This window comes from Bradyrhizobium sp. UFLA06-24 (assembly GCF_054967145.1).
The window spans coordinates 186,848-205,624 of the sequence record NZ_JADFUE010000001.1 but is presented as its reverse complement, the minus strand read 5'-3'; the positions used below and the strand labels follow the sequence as shown (position 1 = coordinate 205,624).

General features: G+C 63.7%; 12 protein-coding genes and 1 pseudogene. 3 read left to right on the top strand and 10 right to left on the bottom strand.

The features are described from left to right. The first annotated feature begins 57 nt into the window (after nt 1-57). Nucleotides 58-1,128, top strand: a complete 1,071-nt coding sequence (locus IF809_RS00910) for a glycosyltransferase family 4 protein (protein WP_128967590.1) — start codon at nt 58-60, stop codon at nt 1,126-1,128. A 195-nt stretch (nt 1,129-1,323) separates the two neighbouring features. Here IF809_RS00910 and IF809_RS00905 read toward each other — a convergent pair whose 3' ends face one another. From IF809_RS00905 to IF809_RS00880, 6 genes and pseudogenes are all read right to left on the bottom strand, one after another. Further along, nucleotides 1,324-3,258 (bottom strand): alkyl/aryl-sulfatase, encoded by a 1,935-nt coding sequence (locus IF809_RS00905; RefSeq protein ID WP_462836586.1) that lies wholly within the window; start codon nt 3,256-3,258, stop codon nt 1,324-1,326. 71 nt (nt 3,259-3,329) lie between these two features. Next, nucleotides 3,330-4,487 carry a diguanylate cyclase domain-containing protein gene (locus IF809_RS00900; RefSeq protein ID WP_462836585.1) on the bottom strand — a complete coding sequence of 386 codons (1,158 nt, stop codon included), beginning with the start codon at nt 4,485-4,487 and terminating at the stop codon, nt 3,330-3,332. 124 nt (nt 4,488-4,611) lie between these two features. Continuing rightward, nucleotides 4,612-5,895 (bottom strand): TRAP transporter large permease, encoded by a 1,284-nt coding sequence (locus IF809_RS00895; protein ID WP_308421656.1) that lies wholly within the window; start codon nt 5,893-5,895, stop codon nt 4,612-4,614. Between the two features lie 243 nt (nt 5,896-6,138). Beyond that, nucleotides 6,139-6,462 (bottom strand): annotated as a pseudogene (locus tag IF809_RS00890) (TRAP transporter small permease); the annotation flags it as partial. Between the two features lie 278 nt (nt 6,463-6,740). After that, nucleotides 6,741-7,742 (bottom strand): DctP family TRAP transporter solute-binding subunit, encoded by a 1,002-nt coding sequence (locus tag IF809_RS00885; RefSeq protein ID WP_462836584.1) that lies wholly within the window; start codon nt 7,740-7,742, stop codon nt 6,741-6,743. A gap of 216 nt (nt 7,743-7,958) precedes the next feature. Continuing rightward, on the bottom strand, nt 7,959-8,729 hold the full coding sequence (locus IF809_RS00880) for a methyltransferase domain-containing protein (RefSeq protein WP_128967593.1): 771 nt from the start codon (nt 8,727-8,729) through the stop codon (nt 7,959-7,961). Nucleotides 8,730-8,872: 143 nt separating this feature from the next. On the opposite strand from IF809_RS00880, the gene IF809_RS00875 reads away from it, so the two are divergent. Beyond that, nucleotides 8,873-9,616 (top strand): SDR family NAD(P)-dependent oxidoreductase, encoded by a 744-nt coding sequence (locus IF809_RS00875; RefSeq protein ID WP_128969421.1) that lies wholly within the window; start codon nt 8,873-8,875, stop codon nt 9,614-9,616. A 170-nt stretch (nt 9,617-9,786) separates the two neighbouring features. Here IF809_RS00875 and IF809_RS00870 read toward each other — a convergent pair whose 3' ends face one another. The 3 genes from IF809_RS00870 to IF809_RS00860 all read right to left on the bottom strand — a co-directional run bounded on the left by IF809_RS00870 (nt 9,787) and on the right by IF809_RS00860 (nt 14,933). Then, nucleotides 9,787-11,088 (bottom strand): calcium-binding protein, encoded by a 1,302-nt coding sequence (locus IF809_RS00870; RefSeq protein ID WP_462836583.1) that lies wholly within the window; start codon nt 11,086-11,088, stop codon nt 9,787-9,789. Further along, nucleotides 11,081-13,420 (bottom strand): hypothetical protein, encoded by a 2,340-nt coding sequence (locus IF809_RS00865; RefSeq protein ID WP_462836582.1) that lies wholly within the window; start codon nt 13,418-13,420, stop codon nt 11,081-11,083. The genes IF809_RS00870 and IF809_RS00865 overlap by 8 nt, the downstream gene beginning before the upstream one ends. Before the next feature lie 451 nt (nt 13,421-13,871). Further along, nucleotides 13,872-14,933, bottom strand: coding sequence for an isocitrate/isopropylmalate dehydrogenase family protein (locus IF809_RS00860; RefSeq protein ID WP_462836581.1), 1,062 nt, complete (start codon nt 14,931-14,933; stop codon nt 13,872-13,874). A 138-nt stretch (nt 14,934-15,071) separates the two neighbouring features. On the opposite strand from IF809_RS00860, the gene IF809_RS00855 reads away from it, so the two are divergent. Then, entirely contained in the window at nt 15,072-16,460 is a 1,389-nt protein-coding gene (locus IF809_RS00855) for an MFS transporter (protein ID WP_462836580.1), read from the top strand. An 8-nt stretch (nt 16,461-16,468) separates the two neighbouring features. Here the strand turns inward: IF809_RS00855 and IF809_RS00850 are convergent, their stop codons facing one another. Then, a complete protein-coding gene (locus IF809_RS00850) occupies nt 16,469-18,664 on the bottom strand; it encodes a hypothetical protein (RefSeq protein WP_462836579.1) in 2,196 nt (731 codons plus the stop codon). Nucleotides 18,665-18,777: the final 113 nt, after the last annotated feature.

The window sequence follows — 18,777 nt, the reverse complement described above, 5'->3', positions numbered from 1 at the left end:
CCGGTGCCCGATACACGGCGGGGGTTTCAACCACATGATCGCAGAGGAGATGGTGAGATGCGCATCGCGCAGGTAGCTCCGTTGACGGAGGCTGTTCCACCCAAGCTGTACGGCGGCACCGAGCGGGTGGTGCATTGGTTGACGGAAGAGCTGGTTGCGCTCGGACACGACGTGACGCTGTTCGCCAGCGGCGATTCGCAGACGTCCGCGAAGCTGGACGCGCTATGGCCGCGGGCGCTCCGGCTCGACGGCTCGGTGCGCGATCCGAACGCGCTGCACATGGTGCTGCTGGAGCGCGTGCGGCAGAAATGCGACGACGAGCAGTTCGATTTCGTTCACTTCCATCTCGACTATTATCCGTGGTCGCTGTTCTACCGGCAGCCGACGCCGTTCCTGACTACGCTGCACGGCCGGCTCGACCTGCCGGAACATCAGCCCGTCTTCAACACCTTCTCCAAGATGCCCGTCATCTCGATCTCAAATGCGCAGCGGCGGCCGGTGCCGCAGGCAAACTGGGTGTCGACCATCTACCATGGGCTTCCCGAGAACCTGCTGACGCCAAAGCCCGCAAAACAGGAATACCTTGCCGTGCTCGGCCGCATCGCCCCGGAAAAAGGCGTCGACCGCGCCATCAAGATCGCGACCCATTGCGGCATCCCGCTGAAGATCGCGGCGAAGGTCGACAGGGCCGACCAGGATTACTACGACGAGCTGATCAAGCCGATGATCGATAACAATCCGCTGGTGGATTTCATCGGCGAGATCGGCGATCACGAGAAGTCGGACTTCCTGAGCGGGGCGCTCGGTCTGTTGCTGCCGATCGACTGGCCTGAGCCCTTCGGCCTCGTGATGATCGAGTCCATGGCCTGCGGCACACCGGTCGTGGCCTTCAATCGCGGCTCGGTTCCTGAGATCATCGACGAGGGCCTCACCGGCTTCGTGGTCGAAGACGTCCTCAGCGCCGCCGGCGTGGTCAACCGCCTGGCACAGCTCGACCGCACGGCCATCCGCAAGCAGTTCGAGAAGCGCTTCACCGCGCGGCGGATGGCGCTGGACTATCTGGCCGCCTATCGCAGCCTCGCGGAAGAGCAGGCGCCGCGGATCAAGCTGGTGAGCAGCGCGGAGTAAGGGCTCCACAGGACTGCGCGCGTCCTGGCCGGGCTCGTCCCGGCCATAGACGTTTTGAGCCCCACTCTATCAACAGGTCATTGCGAGCGTAGCGAAGCAATCCAGGCCGTCTCGCGGAGGCTCTGGATTGCTTCGTCGGATTGCTTCGTCGCAAGAGCTCCTCGCAATGACGGGGGTCGGAGCGAGGAACGCCCCCTACACCACCACCGCCCGCTTCGGCTCCACGATCTCGAACATCCGCGGGAATTCGTCCATCAGCCCCATCAGCTCGGCGAGCTTCATCGGATTGCCCGACAGCTTGACCTTGCCGGCGGCGACGGCTTCCGGAAAGCTCGTCAGCTTCGCGATCACTTCGTCCAGCGTCGCGCGCGCCAGCGTAAAGCTGGCGTCGGCGTTTTCGGCCTGCACGCCTTCGGTATAGGTGAGCGCGCAGTTCTCGAGGTTGAGCACGAATGTCTCGCCAGTGTCCGAAAAACGCCAGTTCAGCACGATGCGCTTGCCTTCCGCCTTCGGGCCGTTGAGGCGGATGCCGAGCACGTCCCAGAGCTGCGAGGTGCGCAGTGCGGCCAACGTCTCGCGCGGCATCGGCGGGCGCGGCGGCGTCTTCGGCATGCCCTGCCGCAGCTCCTGGGCGCCGAACAGATAGGCATTGCGCCAGGTCGAGCTCTCGGCGGCGTAACCGAGCTGTTCCAGCGTATCGGCCAGCAGGCTCCGCGCCGCCCCATGATCGGGCTCGGCGAAGACGAGATGGCCAAGCGCCTGCGCCACGAAGCGGAATTCGCCCCTGTCGAAATCCGCGCGCGCCCGCGCGAGGATCGCATCCGCGCCGCCCATGTATTCGACATATTTCTTGCCTGCCGCCACCGGCGGCAACGGATCGAGATTGACCGGGTTGGCGTCGTACCAGCCGAGATATTTCTGGTAGATCGCTTTCACGTTGTGCCTGATATGGCCGTAATAGCCGCGGCCGTGCCAGGCGCCTTCGAGGCTCTTCGGCAGCTGGATCGTCTCGGCGATCTCGGCCGCGTTCAGCCCGTGATTCATCAGCCGGATGGTCTGGTCGTGCGCGAACTTGTAGAGGTCGCGCTGCTCGCGGATCATGGCGTCGATGCGCTCGCGGCCCCACACCGGCCAGTGATGCTGGCCGCACATCGCCTCGGCCTTGCCGCCCCACAGCTGCAGCGCTTCGCCCAGATACTTCGACCAGGCCAGCGCGTCGCGCACGTCGGCGCCGCGGAACGGCAGCAAGTTGTGGAAATTATGCGTGCAGTTCTCGGCGAGGTTCAAGAGCTTGTAGCGCGGCAGGAAGAAGTGCATCTCCGCCGGCGCTTCGCTGTTCGGCGCCATCTGGAATTCGAACTCGACGCCGTCGATCACGCGCTTGTCGCCGGTTGCCATGATCAGGTCGGTCGGTCGCAGCAACGCGACCGCGCCCGCCGCCATGGTCTTGCCGAGGCCGCAATCGACCTGCCCGCGTACCCCCTTGGCGAGGAACGGCCCGAACTGGTACTGCGCCCGGCGCAGCATCGCAGGTCCCGCGATGATGTTCTCGGAGACAGCATGCTCCATGAACAGATCAGGCGCGATGATCGGCACGCGGCCCGTGGCGAGCGCATCCTCCTCCAGCACGCCGCGCGCCCCGCCCCAATGGTCGGTGTGGGTGTGAGTGAAGATCACCGCCGCGACCGGCTTGAGGCCGCGGTGCTTGAAATACAGATCGAGCGCGGCGCGCGCGCCCTCGATCGAGGTCAGGGTGTCGACCACGATGACACCGCTGTCGCCCTCGATCAGCGTCATGTTGGCGATGTCGAGCCCGCGCACCTGGTAGACGCCCGGCACGACCTCGAACAGGCCGTGCTGCATGTTGAGCCGCGACTGCCGCCACAGGCTGGGATTGACCGTCGGCGGCGCCTCTTCAGCCGACAGAAAGCCATAGGGCTCGAGGCTCCAGACCGTCCGCCCCTGTGGATTCGTGATCTTCGCCTGCTCGATCGTGCCGAGGAAGCCGCGCGCGGCATCATCGAAATCCCGCGTATCGGAAAACGGCAGCGCCTTCAGCATCGCCTGATGCTGCGCAATCACGGACGGCGTTGCATCCTTCGGCGTGTCAGCTGCTTCAATGCTGCTCATATGGCCTCTCCCCGGCGCGTCTCGTTTGGGGAGACATCTAACCGCATCTCGATTGCGGTTCCAACCGTTCCTTATGCCGCCAGTCCTTCGGCGCTGAGCTGGCCGGCTGCGGTCGGGTCAGGCGTGCGCAGCTGCCGCGCCAGCACGTAGCCGCCGCGGCTCTCCTTGGCGCGGTAGAGCGCCCTATCGGAGCGCGACAATAGCGCCTCTGCAGTCCGGCCGTCGCCCGGCGCGACGGCAACGCCGACGCTCACGCCGAGTTCGATCGCGTGTCCAGCGACGTCATAGGGCGCGCTGATCGCCTGCACGATACGGCCTGCCATCGCTTCCGCGTCAGCCGCCGCGCGCTGCACCACGACGAATTCGTCGCCGCCCATCCGGACCACGAGGTCGTCGGACGCAGCGATCGCTTTCAGCCGCCCGGCGACGTGCTTCAGCAGCGCGTCACCGACGGGGTGGCCGAACTTGTCGTTCGCCTCCTTGAAGCGGTCGAGGTCGAGCGTATGGACGGCGATCGTCCCGGCCGCGAGCATGGCGGGCAGATCCGCCGCAAGCACCAGACGATTGGCCACGCCCGTCATCGGATCCAGGCGCGACAGCTGCTCGTACTGCCGCTTCAACGTGATCTGATTGATCGAAGCATTGAAGCTCAGCCGCACCATCTCGAAGCTCGCGACCACATACATCAGAATGAGAAGCCCGAGCCCGACATGGCGCAGATCAGGCTGCATGAAGGTCACGATCGCGGCAGGCGCGGCGATGGCGATGAGATCGAGCAGTGCCGCGACAGGCCGCAGCGCCAGCCGTGCCACCACGCCGGCACCAAAGCCGAAGCCGATGCCGATCGCCATCACGGAGCAGAGCGCATCACCCAGCACGATGCTGCGCGCGGCAAACACGCCGAGCACCAGGGCCGTCGCGACGGTGCCCGCCACATAGCGCCGCTCCCAGATCGCCGCTTCCGCCCGACCGAGCTGCGGCGAACGCGAAAGGCGGCGGCGGAACGCAAAAATCTCGATCAGACGAACGATGGTGACCACGATTCCAGCGACCGTCAGGACCGCCGCCACCCCGTCTCCGGTCTCGTAAGTCGTGATGGCGCCGACCATGGCCAAACCAGCGGCGGCAAGAATGTTGGGCATCGTCGTGCCGTGAAGGCCCGTGATGACTTCCATATAGACGGCGTCGGAGATCGACGCCCGTCCGGTTTCCATTCTGTTGAACAACATGTCAGCATCCATCTCGCTGGCATGGTCCTACCGCACATCCGTAAAATGCGTGCGTTGCAGCGCGACGGTATTTGAGCAAGCCGGTTTACCCGACATTAGCCATCAGCCGCCGTCGCAAACCCGGCTAGTGCATCCCAAGCACCCGCGGCAGCCAGAGCGTCAGGTCGGGCCAATAGGTCACGATGACGAGGAAGCCGAGCATGGTGAGCAGCCACGGCATCACCGCTCCCGCGAGATCCGTGATGCGCATTCGCGCGATCATCGATGCGACGTAGAGGTTGAGGCCCACAGGGGGATGGCAGAGGCCGACCTCCATGTTGACGTCCATGACGATGCCGAAATGGACGAGGTCGATGCCGAGCTTCTTGGCCGCCGGCGCCAGGATCGGCGCCATGATCAGGATGATCGAGTTCGGCTCCATGAAGTTGCCGGCGAGCAGCAGCAGCACGTTGACCAGCAGCAGGAAGCCGACCCAGCCGAGGTTCTGCGCCGCGATCCAGTCGGCGAGCGTCGCCGGCAGGTTCTCGTTGGAGAGCACGAAGGAGAACAGCACCGCGTTGGTGACGATGTAGAGCAGCATCGCGCTGGTGTTGGCGGCGCGGAGCAGCACCCGCGGCACGTCCTTCATCCCGATCGCCTTGTAGACGAACACCGAGATGAAGAACGAATAGACCGCGGCCATTGCCGCCGCCTCGGTCGCGGTGAACAGCCCGCTGTAGATGCCGCCGATGATGATGACGACCAGCATCAGGCCCCAGACACTCTCGCGGAAGGCGTGAACGGTTTCCGCCCAGGTTGCCTTCGTCAGCCGGGGATAGTCGCGCTTGCGCGCCAGCCACCAGGTGACGATGCAGAGCATGGTGGTGAGCAGGATGCCGGGCAACAGGCCGGCGACGAACAACGCGCCGATCGAGGTATTGGTCGAGACCGCGTAGACGATCTTCGGGATCGACGGCAGCATCAAGATCCCGAGCGAGCCCGCGACCGTGATGATGCCGGCGCCGAAACGCATCGGATAGCCGTGGCGGACCATCTCCGGCAGCACGATGGCGCCGATCGCGGCGACCGTCGCCACGCTCGAGCCGCACACCAGAGCGAACATCGCGCAAGCGACGATGCCGGCAAGCCCGAGACCGCCGTGCCAGTGCCCGATCAGCGAGGTCGCGAAGTTGATCATGCGCCGCGCGACGCCGCCATGGGTGAGGAAGTTGCCGGCGAGGATGAAGAACGGGATCGCCATGATCTCGAAGCCTTCGATGCCGGTGAAGAGCTTCATCGAGACCGCTTCGATCGGCACCGCGGTCAACGTGAACAGGAACGTCATCACGGTGAGGCCGAGCGCGATCGAGACCGGAATGCCGGTCAGCATCAGCGCGATCAGCAGTGCGAACACGGTTGCCGCGCGCATCCAGTGCGGCAGCACGATGAAGCCGGTTTTCTCGGCGAGACAGAGCATGAAGATCAGGATCGGCGTCAGGATCAGGATCACGCCGAGCGGCGAGACCTTTCGCGACGCCGCTTTCGTCGCCGCGCCCGCGGGCTGCGGATGCAGCGCCGGCGAGACGTCGGCCTGGACGCCCTCGACATGGGTCTCGTCGTGATGCGGCAGATCGCCGGTCCAGAAATAGAACCAGGAGACCTGGAGGAAGCGGAAGCACATCAGGCCGGAGCCGAGCGGGATCGCCAGATAGACGAACCACATCGGCGCTTCCAGATCGTTGGATTGCTGCCCGGTGTGGAACATCTCGCCCACGAAGGAGGCGCCGAAGGCGGCGATCATGCCGGTGAACAGCGCGCCGCAGAGCAGCGCGAACAGGATGACGTGCTTGCGCGAATGCTCCGGCAGGCGGTTGACGAGCAGATCGACGCCGACATGGATGCCGGTCCGCACGCCATAGGCCGCGCCGAACTTCGCCATCCAGATGAACATGTAGATGCAGAGCTCCTGCGCCCACGACAGGTCCAGCTCGGACATGAAGGTGAACACGGCCATCGCGAGCGACGCCAGCCAGGGCATTCCGTGTGCGGTCGCCCATCGCGCGAGGTTGATCGATTCGCCCGCACCGTAACGGTGCACGACGGCGATGAAGATCAGTCCGGTTGCAGCGGCAATGAGCGTCGCGATCAACCATTCTTCGAGATGGTTGAGCGCCTGGTTGAGCAGGCGAAGCAAATCAAAGTCCCCCTATCGATACGAAACGGCCGGGAGTGCATGCACTCCCGACCGTTCGTCTTGTTCTCCCGGACAACGCGTCAGTTCATCTTGACGTCGAGTTCCTTGGCAACGAGATCGAGCACCTCCTGCCCGACCCGGCCCTTGGCCCATTTGTAGGTCGGCTGCATCGCCTCCTGCCAGGCCTTGCGGTCGGCGTCGGTCAGATAGTGCAGCGTGGTCTTGCCGGACTTCTTGATCTCGGCCAGCGCGTCCTCGTTCTCCTGGTGCGCGATCTGGTTGGTGTAGTCGGTTGCGTCCGCCATCGCCTTCTCGAGCTGGGTGCGGATATCAGCCGGCAGGCCCGACCAGAATTTCGAATTGACGATGACGGCGTACTGCAGATGCGCATGATAGGACACGGTGATGTCCTTCTGCACCTCGTAGAACTTCTGCGTCAGATAGTTCGACGCCGTATTCTCGCAGCCGTCGACCACGCCGGTCTGCAGCGCCTGGTAGACTTCCGAGAACGCCATGATCTGCGGGATCGACCCCATCAGGCGGAAGTATTGGTCGGCGATCTTGGATCCGGAGATGCGGAATTTCAGGCCCTTGAAATCCTCCGGCTTGATCAGCGGACGGTTCGAGGACACCATGTGGAAACCGTTGTCCCAATAGGCGAGCCCGGTGATGCCCTTGGTCTCCAGCTTCTGGAACAGCCACTTGCCGACGGTGCCCTTCATCGCGGCGGAATAGGTCGCCTCGTCCTTGAACAGCCAGGGCAGATCGAGCGCCTCGAATTCCTTGATCCCGAGCGGGGCGAATTTCGCCGTCGAGGGTGCCAGCATCTGCACCGAGCCGAGCTGCAGCGCCTCGATCTCTTCCTTGTCCTTGTAGAGGGAGGAGTTCGGATAGACTTCGACCTTCACCTTGCCGTCGGTGTACTTCTCGGCAAGCTCCTTGAACTTCAGCGCGCCCTTGCCCTTCGGAGTGTCGTTGGCGACGACATGGCTGAACTTGATGATGATCGGGCTCTGGGCCTGGGCAACGGCCGGAGCCAGAGCGAACGCCGCCGCAGCGGCCGCAAAGAGCAGTTTGCGCATGAAGGACCTCCCCAACAACCTAGGAAACCGGATTCTTTTTTGTTTTTAGGATTTCAGTAGTGGCAGCAATCCGGACCCCGAACAACTAGACCTAAGCCCAATTTGCCACAGCGAAGCTATGCCGCAGGCAGGCTAGCTTGACGGCGGTCGCATGCGCAACCCGGCGTTCGCTCGCCCGCGAGGAAGCGAGCGCTTATGTCGCATTGCCGAAGGTTGTTAACCTTTGCGCTGGGCGACCATGAACAGCCGCCGGAACGGGAACAGGGTCTGCCCCGCCGCATTCTTCGGATACGCCTTTGCAACCCGCATCCCGTAGGCCGTTTCGAACGCAACCTTCTCGTCGCCCTCGAGCACGTCGAGATAGCGCGTCAGCCAGGTGCCCTTGGTCCATTCCTTCACAGGATTTTCGCCTTCCAGCACCTGAAGATATTCGGTCTCCCAGATATCGATATTCTGGGACAGCGGCGCGAGCACGTCGTGATAGAAGGCCGGTCCCTCGACCGGGGGCGGCGTGACGAGGTGTTCGAGCTTGGATCGCCACGGTCCGTCCAGGGCGGTCTCGCCGATCAGGACATGCGATGGCGCCAGGAAGTTGCGCGGCATCTGCACGGCAAGGATCCCGCCGGGTGCGACCTTCTCCATGACCGAGGGAAATAGTGCCGCATGATTGGGCAGCCAGTGCAGTGCGGCATTGGAATAGACGATGTCGTATTGCTTTGCGGGATGCCAGTGGCCGAGGTCTTCATGTGACCATTCCACATCGGGCGCGGCTTTGCGTCCGGCGGCAACCATCTCGGCGGAGCCCTCGACGCCGGTCACCGCCGCAGACGGCCAGCGCTCCTTGATCAGTTTTGTCACGTTGCCGGCGCCCGCGCCGAGATCGGCGATCGTGCGCGGACCGACATCCGGAATTCGCATCAGCAGGTCCACGGCGGGCCGAAGCCGGTGGCCGGAGAATTTCAGATATTGCTGCGGATCCCAGACCATCGGCCTACGCCTTTTCTTTTTGGTGTTTCCTTCACTGTCGCTCTTGGTTACCACTGCTCGTCCCGCCCAGGCAATTCGCAAAGCCTGCGAGGCGAGCGGGAAACGAAAGCAAAAAGCAAGAACCACCAAGAGAGCGTGTGACCATGGACCTCGGCCTGAAATCGAAAACCGCTGTCGTCACCGGCGCGAGCATCGGCATCGGCCGTGCCATCGCCAAGGGCCTGGCAGCCGAAGGCGTCCGCGTCGTCGGCGTGGCCCGACGCACCGAGCTGCTCGCAGAGCTGGTGAAGGAGGTCGGAGGCGGCCTGATCACCCCGTTCGAGCAGGACGTGATGGCCAAGGACGCCGCGGAGAGGATCACCGCTTTCGCGCTGAAGCAGCTCGGTCATGTCGACATCCTCATCAACAATGCCGGCGGCAGCCGCCCTCTCCCCGTCGATGCGCCCGACAGCAAATGGGACGAGGCGATCGCGCTGAACTTCACCAGCTACCGCCGCATCGCACATGCGCTCTTGCCGCAGATGATCGAACGCAAATGGGGCCGCATCGTCAACATCACCGGCAAGTCCGAGCCGGAAGGCCTCAATGCCGCCTTTGCGGCAAAGGCCGCCGTGCATGCCTGGGCCAAGGGCCTGTCGCGCGAGATCGGCGAGCACGGCATCACCATCAACTGCATCCCGCCCGGCCGCATCATGAGCGAGCAGATCCGGCGCAACTATCCTGAGGATTATCGCGAGCGTTTTGCCGAGGAGGAGATTCCGGTCGGCTATTGGGGCGAGCCGGAGGACCTCGCCGCCCTCGCGGTGTTCCTGGCGTCGCCGGTGGCGCGCTACATCACGGGCACGGTGATCCCGGTGGATGGCGGGTTGAGAAGGTATCAGTTCTAGCTAACGACGCCCCCAACCCGCTCGGTGCCGTCGCGTGGGCAAAGGCGCGCTTTCGCGCGCCGTGCCCACGATCTTTATCCTCATTGCCAATAGTGGGCACGCCACCCTACGAGATCTGGCTCCACCCGGTGGCGCGATACATCACGGGCATGGTGATCCCGGCTTCGCAACTACACGATCACAAAGTTCGACGCGTGCAATTGGCTGATCGCGGTGTCGACGAAATCGATGGCCCCCGCGTTCGGCGCACTGCCCAGGGCCAGCACGGTCCCGCCATGCCCATCGCCCCTCAGCGCGCTCATGATATCGGCAACGGAATGGTAATTGCCGACGCCGTTCGCAAGATCGACGACGCCCGACACGTCATTGCCAAATCCGGAGATCGTATCGATCTGGTTGCCGGAATTGACAGCGACGATCAGGCCCGTGCTGTGATCGTTGATGACGACATGGGCCGGGCCATTGATGATCGCCTGGTTGCCGAACCCGACGAAGTTGAACTGGTCCGATCCGCCATTGGCCGTCACGACGTCCAGGCCAATCTGGTTCGTCACGGTCGCCTGGGAGCCGTTGAGCACCACGTGGTTGCCGGCTCCACCCAGTGTGATCGTGTCGTGGCCGGCGCCGGCGACGACGCTGTCCGCCCCGTTGCCGGCGACGATGGTGTTTGTCCCTGAACCGACGGTGATCTGGTTGACCATCCCGCCGAGATTGACGGTGTTGTTGCCATCGCCGAGCGTGACGCTGTTGGCGCCGCCTCCGCCCGTGACGAGATCGTTTCCGTTCCCAAGTATGACCGTATTGCCAAACCCGGAAAGCGTCACCTGGTCGTTGCCGTTGCCGCCTATCGTTGTGCTGGCGCCGTCGCCCGGATGAACAACATTGTTGCCGTTGCCCAGCGTGATGTAGTCACCGTATCCGCCGGCGTCGATGGCGTTGTTGCCGTTCCCGAGCGTCATCATGGTGGCGCCTGTCGATCCCGTCACCGTGATGTTGCCGTCGCCACCTGTGACGCGGTTGCCGAAACCCTCCAGATGGACGGCGCTATCGCCGCTCGACACATCGACCGTCCCGTACAGTCCGGCATAGATCGTGTCGTTGCCGCCATTGCTGTGGATGACATTGAACATGCCATAGGCGTGGATGATGTCGTTGCCCGTCGTGCCCTGAATGGTCGCGTAGCCGGATGCCGGACCGTTGATCACAGTGGGACCGGCCTGATGCGTGTCTATGACGGAGGTGTTGATATCGTTGACAGTCAGGCCGACGCTGCTGGTGTCGCTCAGCGTGAACGTGGTCGTCGCGCTGCCGTCTCCGTGAGGCGAAGCGACGAAGGTGAGGTCGTGCAGCTCGGCGGTCAGCTGGGCCGCACTGGTCGCCGCCAGTTCGTAGGTCTCGCTTCCGAGCGAGATCAATCCTGCCCCGGACAGGCTACCAGCCGCGCCCGCGAGGGTGATGATCAGACTATCCATTGCCCCTGCGTTCGGATCTGTGATCGTGACGGCTGCGAACGGATTGATCGCAGCCTCGTTGCTGGTGGTTTGCCCGGATATGGCTCCCGCGATGGTCGGCAGAGCGGCGGCCGTCAGCAGAATGCCGCCGGCGCCGTCCTTCGTGATCCCGAAATGCGTGACCGAGGTATCCGCCAGCGTTAAAGTCTCGCTGGCCATGCCGTTGCTGACCGTGAGTTTCGAGCCGGATATGGTCGCCGTTGCGCGGCTGGTATAGGACAGCCCGGAAAGATCGATCCGGTCGCCGAGCGAGACGCTCTTGATCTCGCTGACAAAGGTCGCCGCACCCGACGTCAGCCTCTGCTCGAGCTTGAGTGTGCCTTGTCCGGAGAAGGTGATCGCATCGTCGGAGATCGCGCCCGCCTTGAGGTCGAGCATGCCGCCGGCGATCGTGGTCGCACCGACAATGCCGCCGGTCTCCACGAACTCCGAGGCCCCAAGATGAATGGTTCGAAGCGTTCGCGGTGCCCCGATTGAGCACATCGAGCGTGCCGCCGTTCAGGGTCGTGGAGGTAATGATGCCGCCCTCGGAGACGGAGAGGCTTCCTGAATTGAGGATGGTCCCGCTCGCCGCGCTGGCATCGACCGCCGGTGCGTTTGGGTCGTCGGTTACGGGATCAGGAATCGATCCCGACACCGTCATCACGCCACCATCGATCGTGGTGTTCTTGGCGATCCCCGCCCCGGTCAAGTGCAATTGCCCGCCGCTGTCGACGACAGCTGAATCGACTTCGCTTCTGATGACGGCGGCGTACATGCCTCCGGGCGAATGATAGACGGTTTCTCCCGATGCATTGAGGACGCCGCCAGATTTGACGATCGTATTGCTTGCAATTCCGCCGTTCGTGAGATTCTGAACGCCGCCGGCATTGACGGTGGTCGACGTGACGATGCCGGTATCGACGTCTTGCTCGCCGCCATTGTTGATGGTGGTGTGATCGGCCCGCCCCGGCCCAGGCAAATCGTGGATGTAAACGCCGGTGACGCGCTGAAGCCCGCCTGCGTTGATGGTCGTGTAGCTCGCGGTGGACTGCAGTCCGACATCCTGTTCGCCGCCATTGATGATCGTGTGGCTGGCGACTCCACCCAGATCGTATTCGCCGACGAGTTGCTTGCCGCCGGCCGATATCGTGGTGTTCGTGGCAGTGCCGAACACCTTGAACAATATGCCGTTCGCTACGGTGAAGCCGTCTTCGGTGTAGCCATAGTCGGCAACGAAGGTTGCCCCGCTTTGGAACGTCGTATGGGATAGCGTCGCGCCGGCTTCGGCGAACAGTGTTCCCCCCGCGGCGACGATGCTGTCATTGAGGATACCCCCGTTCAAAACGTCCAGCGTCGCCCCGTTCGCGACAGTAAACCCGCCTTCAATCGTACCGTCGCCGATTTCGAAGGTGCTGCCGGCGTTGAAGACCGTCCCGGAAAAATGGGCGTTCCCCAGCACAATGAAAACGCCGAATTGACTGACGGTCGTGTTGGTCGCCGTGGCGCCGGCAGACAGTTGCATTGTGCCGTAATTGACCGTCGTGTCGCTCGCTGTGCCACCGGCATCCACGTTCATCTTGCCGAAATTCTGGAGCATTGTTCCTGATACCAAGGCTCCGTTCGATACCGTCAGCAGTCCAAAACCTTCGACAATGGTGCCGGTCGCCATGCTGGCGTCGACGGCCGGCTGACCGGGAACATTGGCGAACGGATCCGGTATCGATCCCGAGACCGTCATCACGCCGCCGTTGACGGTTGCGTTCACGGCGGTCCCGCCGCCGGTGACGTTGAATTCGCCTCCGTAGTTGACGGTTGCACCGGTCGCAACGCTTGGAATCACCGGCGGTGGATAGACGGGGGCGATGTCTATGGTTTCACCGGATACGTTGAGAACACCGCCGGACATGACGATCGTGCCGCCGGCGCTCCCGCCCTTCGTCACGTTCTGGACGCCGCCGGAATTGACCGTGGTCGCCGTTGCGGTGCCCGTATCGATATCCTGCTCGCCGCCGCTATTGATCGTGGTGTGATCGACCGCCCCGGGCGTCGGACCTTCATGGGCGAATTGGCCAGTGACACGCTGCACGCCGCCTGCGTCGATGGTGGTATAGCTGGCGACGCCGTCAAGGATAACGTCCTGCTCTCCACCATCGATGAGGGTGTGGGTCGCCGTACTCGTTCCGAAAGATCCGCCGACCGTCTGCAAGCCGCCAGTCAGGATCGTCGTGCTGTCGACGGAAGCGCCGTAGCTGACATCCATCGTATCGCCATTATGGAGCGTAACTCCACTGGCGGGAGGAACAACCGTCATCTGAATGCTCCGCGTTTGGTGCCTGGAAAATCAAACGAGCAAAGCAAAATCATTCGAAGGTCATTCAACCTAAAACTGCGGCAGTTCAGAATGACTGTCAAGCAACCGATATCTTTCACCGAAGTTTGAAACGGATGCTCGCGCGATTCTTAGCTATTGAAAATCGTGACGTGTATGCGCGTGCATATTGCTGGATGAATTTATCAACAGCATGACGCAGCGGCATCGGGTGAAAGAGTGAAAACGGGAAAGGTGGTCGCGCCGTCATGCGCATCGCCGCCATGGTGACATCGTGCCGGTGTTTTGCCCGACGTGTCAACCTTGCCGGAGCGACGCGGGTCGAATCCGGTTCGGATGGAAAATCCCTTGTCGATCAACGGGGCTTCTACTGTGCATGGGGTTGTTTTCGAGTTCCTGCTTCGAGAGCGAAAGAAAACGCGCGAAAGGAAACTCACGCCGCCTGCAGGATCGCCGCGATCGCGGCGCCGGCGGCGATCGTGCCGAGCGTGCCGCCGACGTCGCGCGTCGCCCTGCCCTCTGCTATCGCCTTCGCCACGGCCGCCTCGATCGCGCGCGCCGCTTCCTCGTAGCGGACGGCGCCGGTCTTCTCGCCATGCCAGGCGAGCAGCAGCGCGGTCGAGAGGATCAGCGACACCGGATTGGCGACGTCCTTCCCCGCGATGTCGGGCGCCGAGCCGTGCGCGGCCTGCGCCATGGCGTAGCGGTCGCCGACATTGAGCGAGCCGCCGAGGCCGAGGCTGCCGGAAAGCTCCGCGGTGAGATCGGACAGGATGTCGCCGAACATGTTGGTGGCGACGATGACGTCGAAGCGGTCGGGGCTGCGCACCACATGCGCCATCATGGCATCGACCAGGATGTCGTCGACCGCGAGACCGGGATAGGATTTCGCCGCCTCGCGGCAGATGTCGAGGAACATGCCGTCGCCGATCTTGAGCACATTGGCCTTGTGCACGACGGTGAGATGCCTGCGCCGTTTCATCGCCAGCCGACAGGCGGCGTGCGCGATGCGCTCGCAGCACGCCCGCGTGATCCGGCGCAGCGAGATGACGACGTCGGACGTGACCAGGAGCTCGCCATTGCCCTGCTCCATGTTGCGATCGGCATAAAACCCTTCGGTGTTCTCACGGACCACGACGAGGTCGAAATCGCCGAGCCTGCCCGGTCGGCCTGGATAGGTGCGTGCGGGCCTGATGTTGGCGTAGACGTCGAGGTTCTTGCGGAAGTACCTGGACGGATTGATCTCGCCATGCGCCTCGTCCTTGAAGTCGAAAGTCGCGGTCGGCCCCAGGATCACGCCGTCGGCGCCGCGGACGATGGCGAGCAGCTCGGGGCGCACCGTGGTGCCCGACAGCTTCAGGCTGGCATGGCCGACCGCATGCTCCTCCAGACGCAGATCGAGCTGGAAGCGTTCGGAGGCGGCGCGCAGCACGCCCGAGGTTGCGGCGGTGATCTCCGGTCCGATGCCGTCCCCCGGCAGAACGACGATATGCATGGTGATTCCCTTTCCAAGCGCGGCGACTGACCTTCGCGCATACAATGCATGCAAGCATATGGCTGTGGAAGCCGCCTCAAGCGTAGTACATGGCCTGGGATCATCGACGCCAGACCGCCGGAGCGAAGCGCTGAGGCAATGACATCAACGTTACCTGCCGCTGCGCGTAAGCCCGATCATCCCGCTGCCGATGGCCTGCCGGCCGAGCAGCGCCGCTGGGCGATCGCCGCGATCTTCACGGCGCTGGCGATGGCCTCGCTCGATACCGCGATCGCCAACATCGCGCTGCCCGCCATTGCCGCCGACCTGCATGTCAGCCCCGAGCAGTCGGTCTGGGTGGTCAACGTCTACCAGATCGCGCTGGTGGCGACGCTCTTGCCGCTCGGGGCGCTCGGCGAGATCGTCGGGCACCAGCGCATCTATCTCGGCGGCCTCGTGCTGTTCACCATCGCCTCGCTGTTCTGCGCGGTGGCGTGGTCGCTGGACAGCCTGCTGGTCGCGCGCACGCTGCAGGGCTTGGGTGCCAGCGGCATCATGAGCGTCAACACCGCGCTGGTGCGCTTCGTCTACCCCGGCCGGATGCAGGGCCGCGGCTTCGGCCACAACGCGCTGGTGGTCGCCACCGCCTTCACCTTCGGCCCGTCGATCGCCTCCGCGATTCTCGCGGTCGGCCCTTGGCCGTGGCTGTTCGCGGTCAACATTCCCTTCGGCCTCGTCGCAACCGGCATCGGCTTTGCGATGCTGCCGAAGACGCCGCGCGCCGATCACGGTTTCGATTTCCTCGGCGCGCTGCTCGCCGCCGTCTGCCTCGGCCTGTTCATCACGGGTATCGGCAGCGCCGCGCACAATCTGTCGCCGGCTCTGGTGGGCATCGAGTTGATCACGGCGCTCGCGCTCGGCTTCATCCTGACGCGACGTCACGCCGATCATCCGGCGCCGATGCTGCCGATCGATTTGTTCAGCCGGCCGATGTTCGCGCTGTCAGCGGCGACCGCGGTCTGCTCCTTCGCCGTGCAAGGCCTCGCCTTCGTCTCGCTGCCATTCTATTTCGAGGATGTGCTGGGGCGCTCGCAGGTCGAGACCGGCTTCTTCATGACGCCGTGGCCGCTGGTGGTCGGCATCATGGCGCCGATCGCGGGGCGCCTCTCCGACCGCCATCCGGTCGGCCTGCTCGGCGGCGTCGGCCTCATCCTGCTCGGCCTCGGCATGGCGCTGCTCGCGCTGCTTCCGGCGAATCCCGGCATCCCCGACATCGTCTGGCGAATCGTGATCTGCGGCATGGGGTTCGGCTTCTTCCAGGCGCCGAACATGAAGGCGATCATGTCGAGCGCGCCGCCGCACCGCGGCGGCAGTGCCTCGGGCATCGTCGCCACGGCACGCCTGACCGGACAGACCACCGGCGCGGCGCTCGCCGCCGCTTGCTTTGCGTTCGCCGGCCATGACGGCGCCACCGTGGCGCTGGCGCTGGGTGCAGGCTTTGCCGCGCTCGGCAGCGTGATGAGCTTTTTGCGGCTGGCGGTGAAGTAAACCGGCTTTCACGGTGCCTTCTGCACCATCGGCCGGCTTACGACTGCCGCCGCATCGAGCGGCTCGCATGTGATCGTCCGTCTCAGTTTTGGCGGACCGTTCCACCCCGCGGTGTCTCTCACCGGCGTGAACGTATCCCCCTTCGGTGCGAGAATGATCGGCTCCGATTTCAGACAGGCATCGGGAAACGCGATGGCATGGCCGGCGCTTTTCGAGAAATGCCCGACCAGCATCTGCGAGGCCTGCATCCGAGCGGCCGGCGAGGCCCGCATCGAACGATCGGGATCGAAAGCGCGATAGCATGGCCAGTCGGTGTGGTGGGCTGCGAATTCATAGGTGATGCGGCAAGCCGCGCCTGCCGATCTGACGAATGGCGCATCCGCAGGCGCGGCTGCGTCGCGTTCGAACACCAGGGTCTGCAATGTCAGCGCTTCCGTCGTCGCGTCGGGCGCGACGGGCTTGCCCGGGTCGATCGCGATGTCGCCACGCGAGAACACCAGCCTGGTCTTGGGTCGAGCGTCCCGGGTCTCCAGCACCATCACGGGCCTTGCGGCCCAGGAGCGGTCCAGCTCCACGTCGGCACCTCCCGACATCAAGCGGACATTGCCCATGGCGGGGTTGTTCCTGGCGAAATCGATCTGCCGAAGGCGCACGGTCTCTTTCGACGCCTCCAGGCTCAGGAAGCGCAAATCATCGACTTTGCGCGTCATCGGCATCATCGGATCGAAGCGATCTTCGACGTTGAACCGGACGACCTTCTTCAGGCTGGCCGACGCTGGTCCTTTGGGCGTGGTCGGCGGCCCGACGTCGATCACGAGGAGCGCTCCTCCCGGTGAATAGGTGTCGCCGAAGGCACGTTGCAAGATCGCCGTCAGCGGCGAAGTCGTCCGCTGGTCGACGTCCCGCGCGAAGACAATCTGTTGTCCGGGACGAATGATCGGAAAGTCCTGAAATGCGCCGAGGGCTGCGCCCTTGCTGACATCGTCTCCGGAGAAGTCGATGCATGCGGACCGGTCGTCGTTCCCGGATCGATCGACGGGCCGGGATGCCGAGCGCGAGCAGAAACTAAGATCGTTGTCGGGTGTCCTCTGCGGGCTGATCGCTGTCGCGTAGATCGGGTCCGGCGCGCCTGGAATTTCCATCGGCAACGGCGACGTCGCGAACATGTCGATCTCCACCATGGTCAGCGACGAGCCGGAATCGATCGAGCACAGATCCCGCCGCGGCAACGTGTTGGTCAGAAGCCGCGCGGCATCGGAACCAACGATGCAGGACATGGTGTCCTGCGGATTGTTCCGGCTCATCCAGATCAGATGATCCTTGCCCGCAGCATCGACCAGCAAATGCGGAGCCGCATGATGGCGCCGTGGCGGCAGCCAGATCGGAACGGTTTCCGACAACATCGGCTCGCGCTTGAGCAACGCCTCCGGCAGTTTCGTCACGCCGACCGAACGCAGTTCGGCGTCGACCTGGTTCGGATCCTGCGTATATTCGAACACCGGCAGTTGCCCGCAGGTGATGCAGGTGACGGCAATATCGGATCGAATGTTCTCGAACGTCAGGATGACTTGATCCGGGTCGTTGCGATATTTGACGGGATCGACGGCCTTGAACGGATGATCTACCACCCGGCTGGCCTGGAAGCCGTCCGAGCGGAAAGGATCGGATTCGAACTCGAAATAGGTTGACCGGTCCCAGCCACGAAAGGCGTTGTACCCGCCCATGCTGACACCCGCCAGGACCATCTTCGAGTCGGTCTGGCACCGCGTCGCGCTGCCGGTGCCGCTGCCGTTGCGGATATAGACGCACAGCCGGAACGCCGCATTCTGCAGGATGCGATCGCAATCATTCTGGTTATAGCCGTAGGTGGCGAGGCCATGGCGGTAGCAGAGGTCGTGGAAGACGCAGGCCTGCCGGAACCGCTGCAGCACGAGATGGCGTCTCCCTCGAGAATCGCTGCTTCCGTCGAAAAAGAGGTTGGTTAGCGCAGGAAGGCTGCAATTCAACCCCTCACCACTGCCGCCGATCGTGCTGACGACATCGGGCCCCGATTCAAATGAGGTGACGGTGGCGGGCATCTCCCCGTCGGTGATGTCGTCGACGTTCTTGTAGAGGGAGTCGGCGACGAACGAAGGCAGATAATTGAAGATCAGAACAACTGCGACGATCGCCGCAACCGACCAGCCGATCACCTTTCTGGACATGCCGCACTCCGCTGCCACTGCAACTGGCGTTATCCAGAGAACGATCCCCTTCAGGCTGTCACGCTGTCAAGCGACCGGCTCACAAGTGCGGTCGAGAATTCGACTTCAGTCCC

Bases quoted from the DNA above. Each gene is read 5' to 3' on its own strand.
- IF809_RS00865 (WP_462836582.1), bottom strand. From the start codon at position 13,420: ATGACGGTTGTTCCTCCCGCCAGTGGAGTTACGCTCCATAATGGCGAT.
- IF809_RS00900 (WP_462836585.1), bottom strand. From the start codon at position 4,487: ATGTTGTTCAACAGAATGGAAACCGGACGGGCGTCGATCTCCGACGCC.
- IF809_RS00905 (WP_462836586.1), bottom strand. From the start codon at position 3,258: ATGAGCAGCATTGAAGCAGCTGACACGCCGAAGGATGCAACGCCGTCC.
- IF809_RS00870 (WP_462836583.1), bottom strand. From the start codon at position 11,088: ATGGATAGTCTGATCATCACCCTCGCGGGCGCGGCTGGTAGCCTGTCC.
- IF809_RS00880 (WP_128967593.1), bottom strand. From the start codon at position 8,729: ATGGTCTGGGATCCGCAGCAATATCTGAAATTCTCCGGCCACCGGCTT.
- IF809_RS00895 (WP_308421656.1), bottom strand. From the start codon at position 5,895: ATGCGCGCGGCAACCGTGTTCGCACTGCTGATCGCGCTGATGCTGACC.
- IF809_RS00860 (WP_462836581.1), bottom strand. From the start codon at position 14,933: ATGCATATCGTCGTTCTGCCGGGGGACGGCATCGGACCGGAGATCACC.
- IF809_RS00855 (WP_462836580.1), top strand. From the start codon at position 15,072: ATGACATCAACGTTACCTGCCGCTGCGCGTAAGCCCGATCATCCCGCT.
- IF809_RS00875 (WP_128969421.1), top strand. From the start codon at position 8,873: ATGGACCTCGGCCTGAAATCGAAAACCGCTGTCGTCACCGGCGCGAGC.
- IF809_RS00910 (WP_128967590.1), top strand. From the start codon at position 58: ATGCGCATCGCGCAGGTAGCTCCGTTGACGGAGGCTGTTCCACCCAAG.
- IF809_RS00885 (WP_462836584.1), bottom strand. From the start codon at position 7,742: ATGCGCAAACTGCTCTTTGCGGCCGCTGCGGCGGCGTTCGCTCTGGCT.
- IF809_RS00850 (WP_462836579.1), bottom strand. From the start codon at position 18,664: ATGTCCAGAAAGGTGATCGGCTGGTCGGTTGCGGCGATCGTCGCAGTT.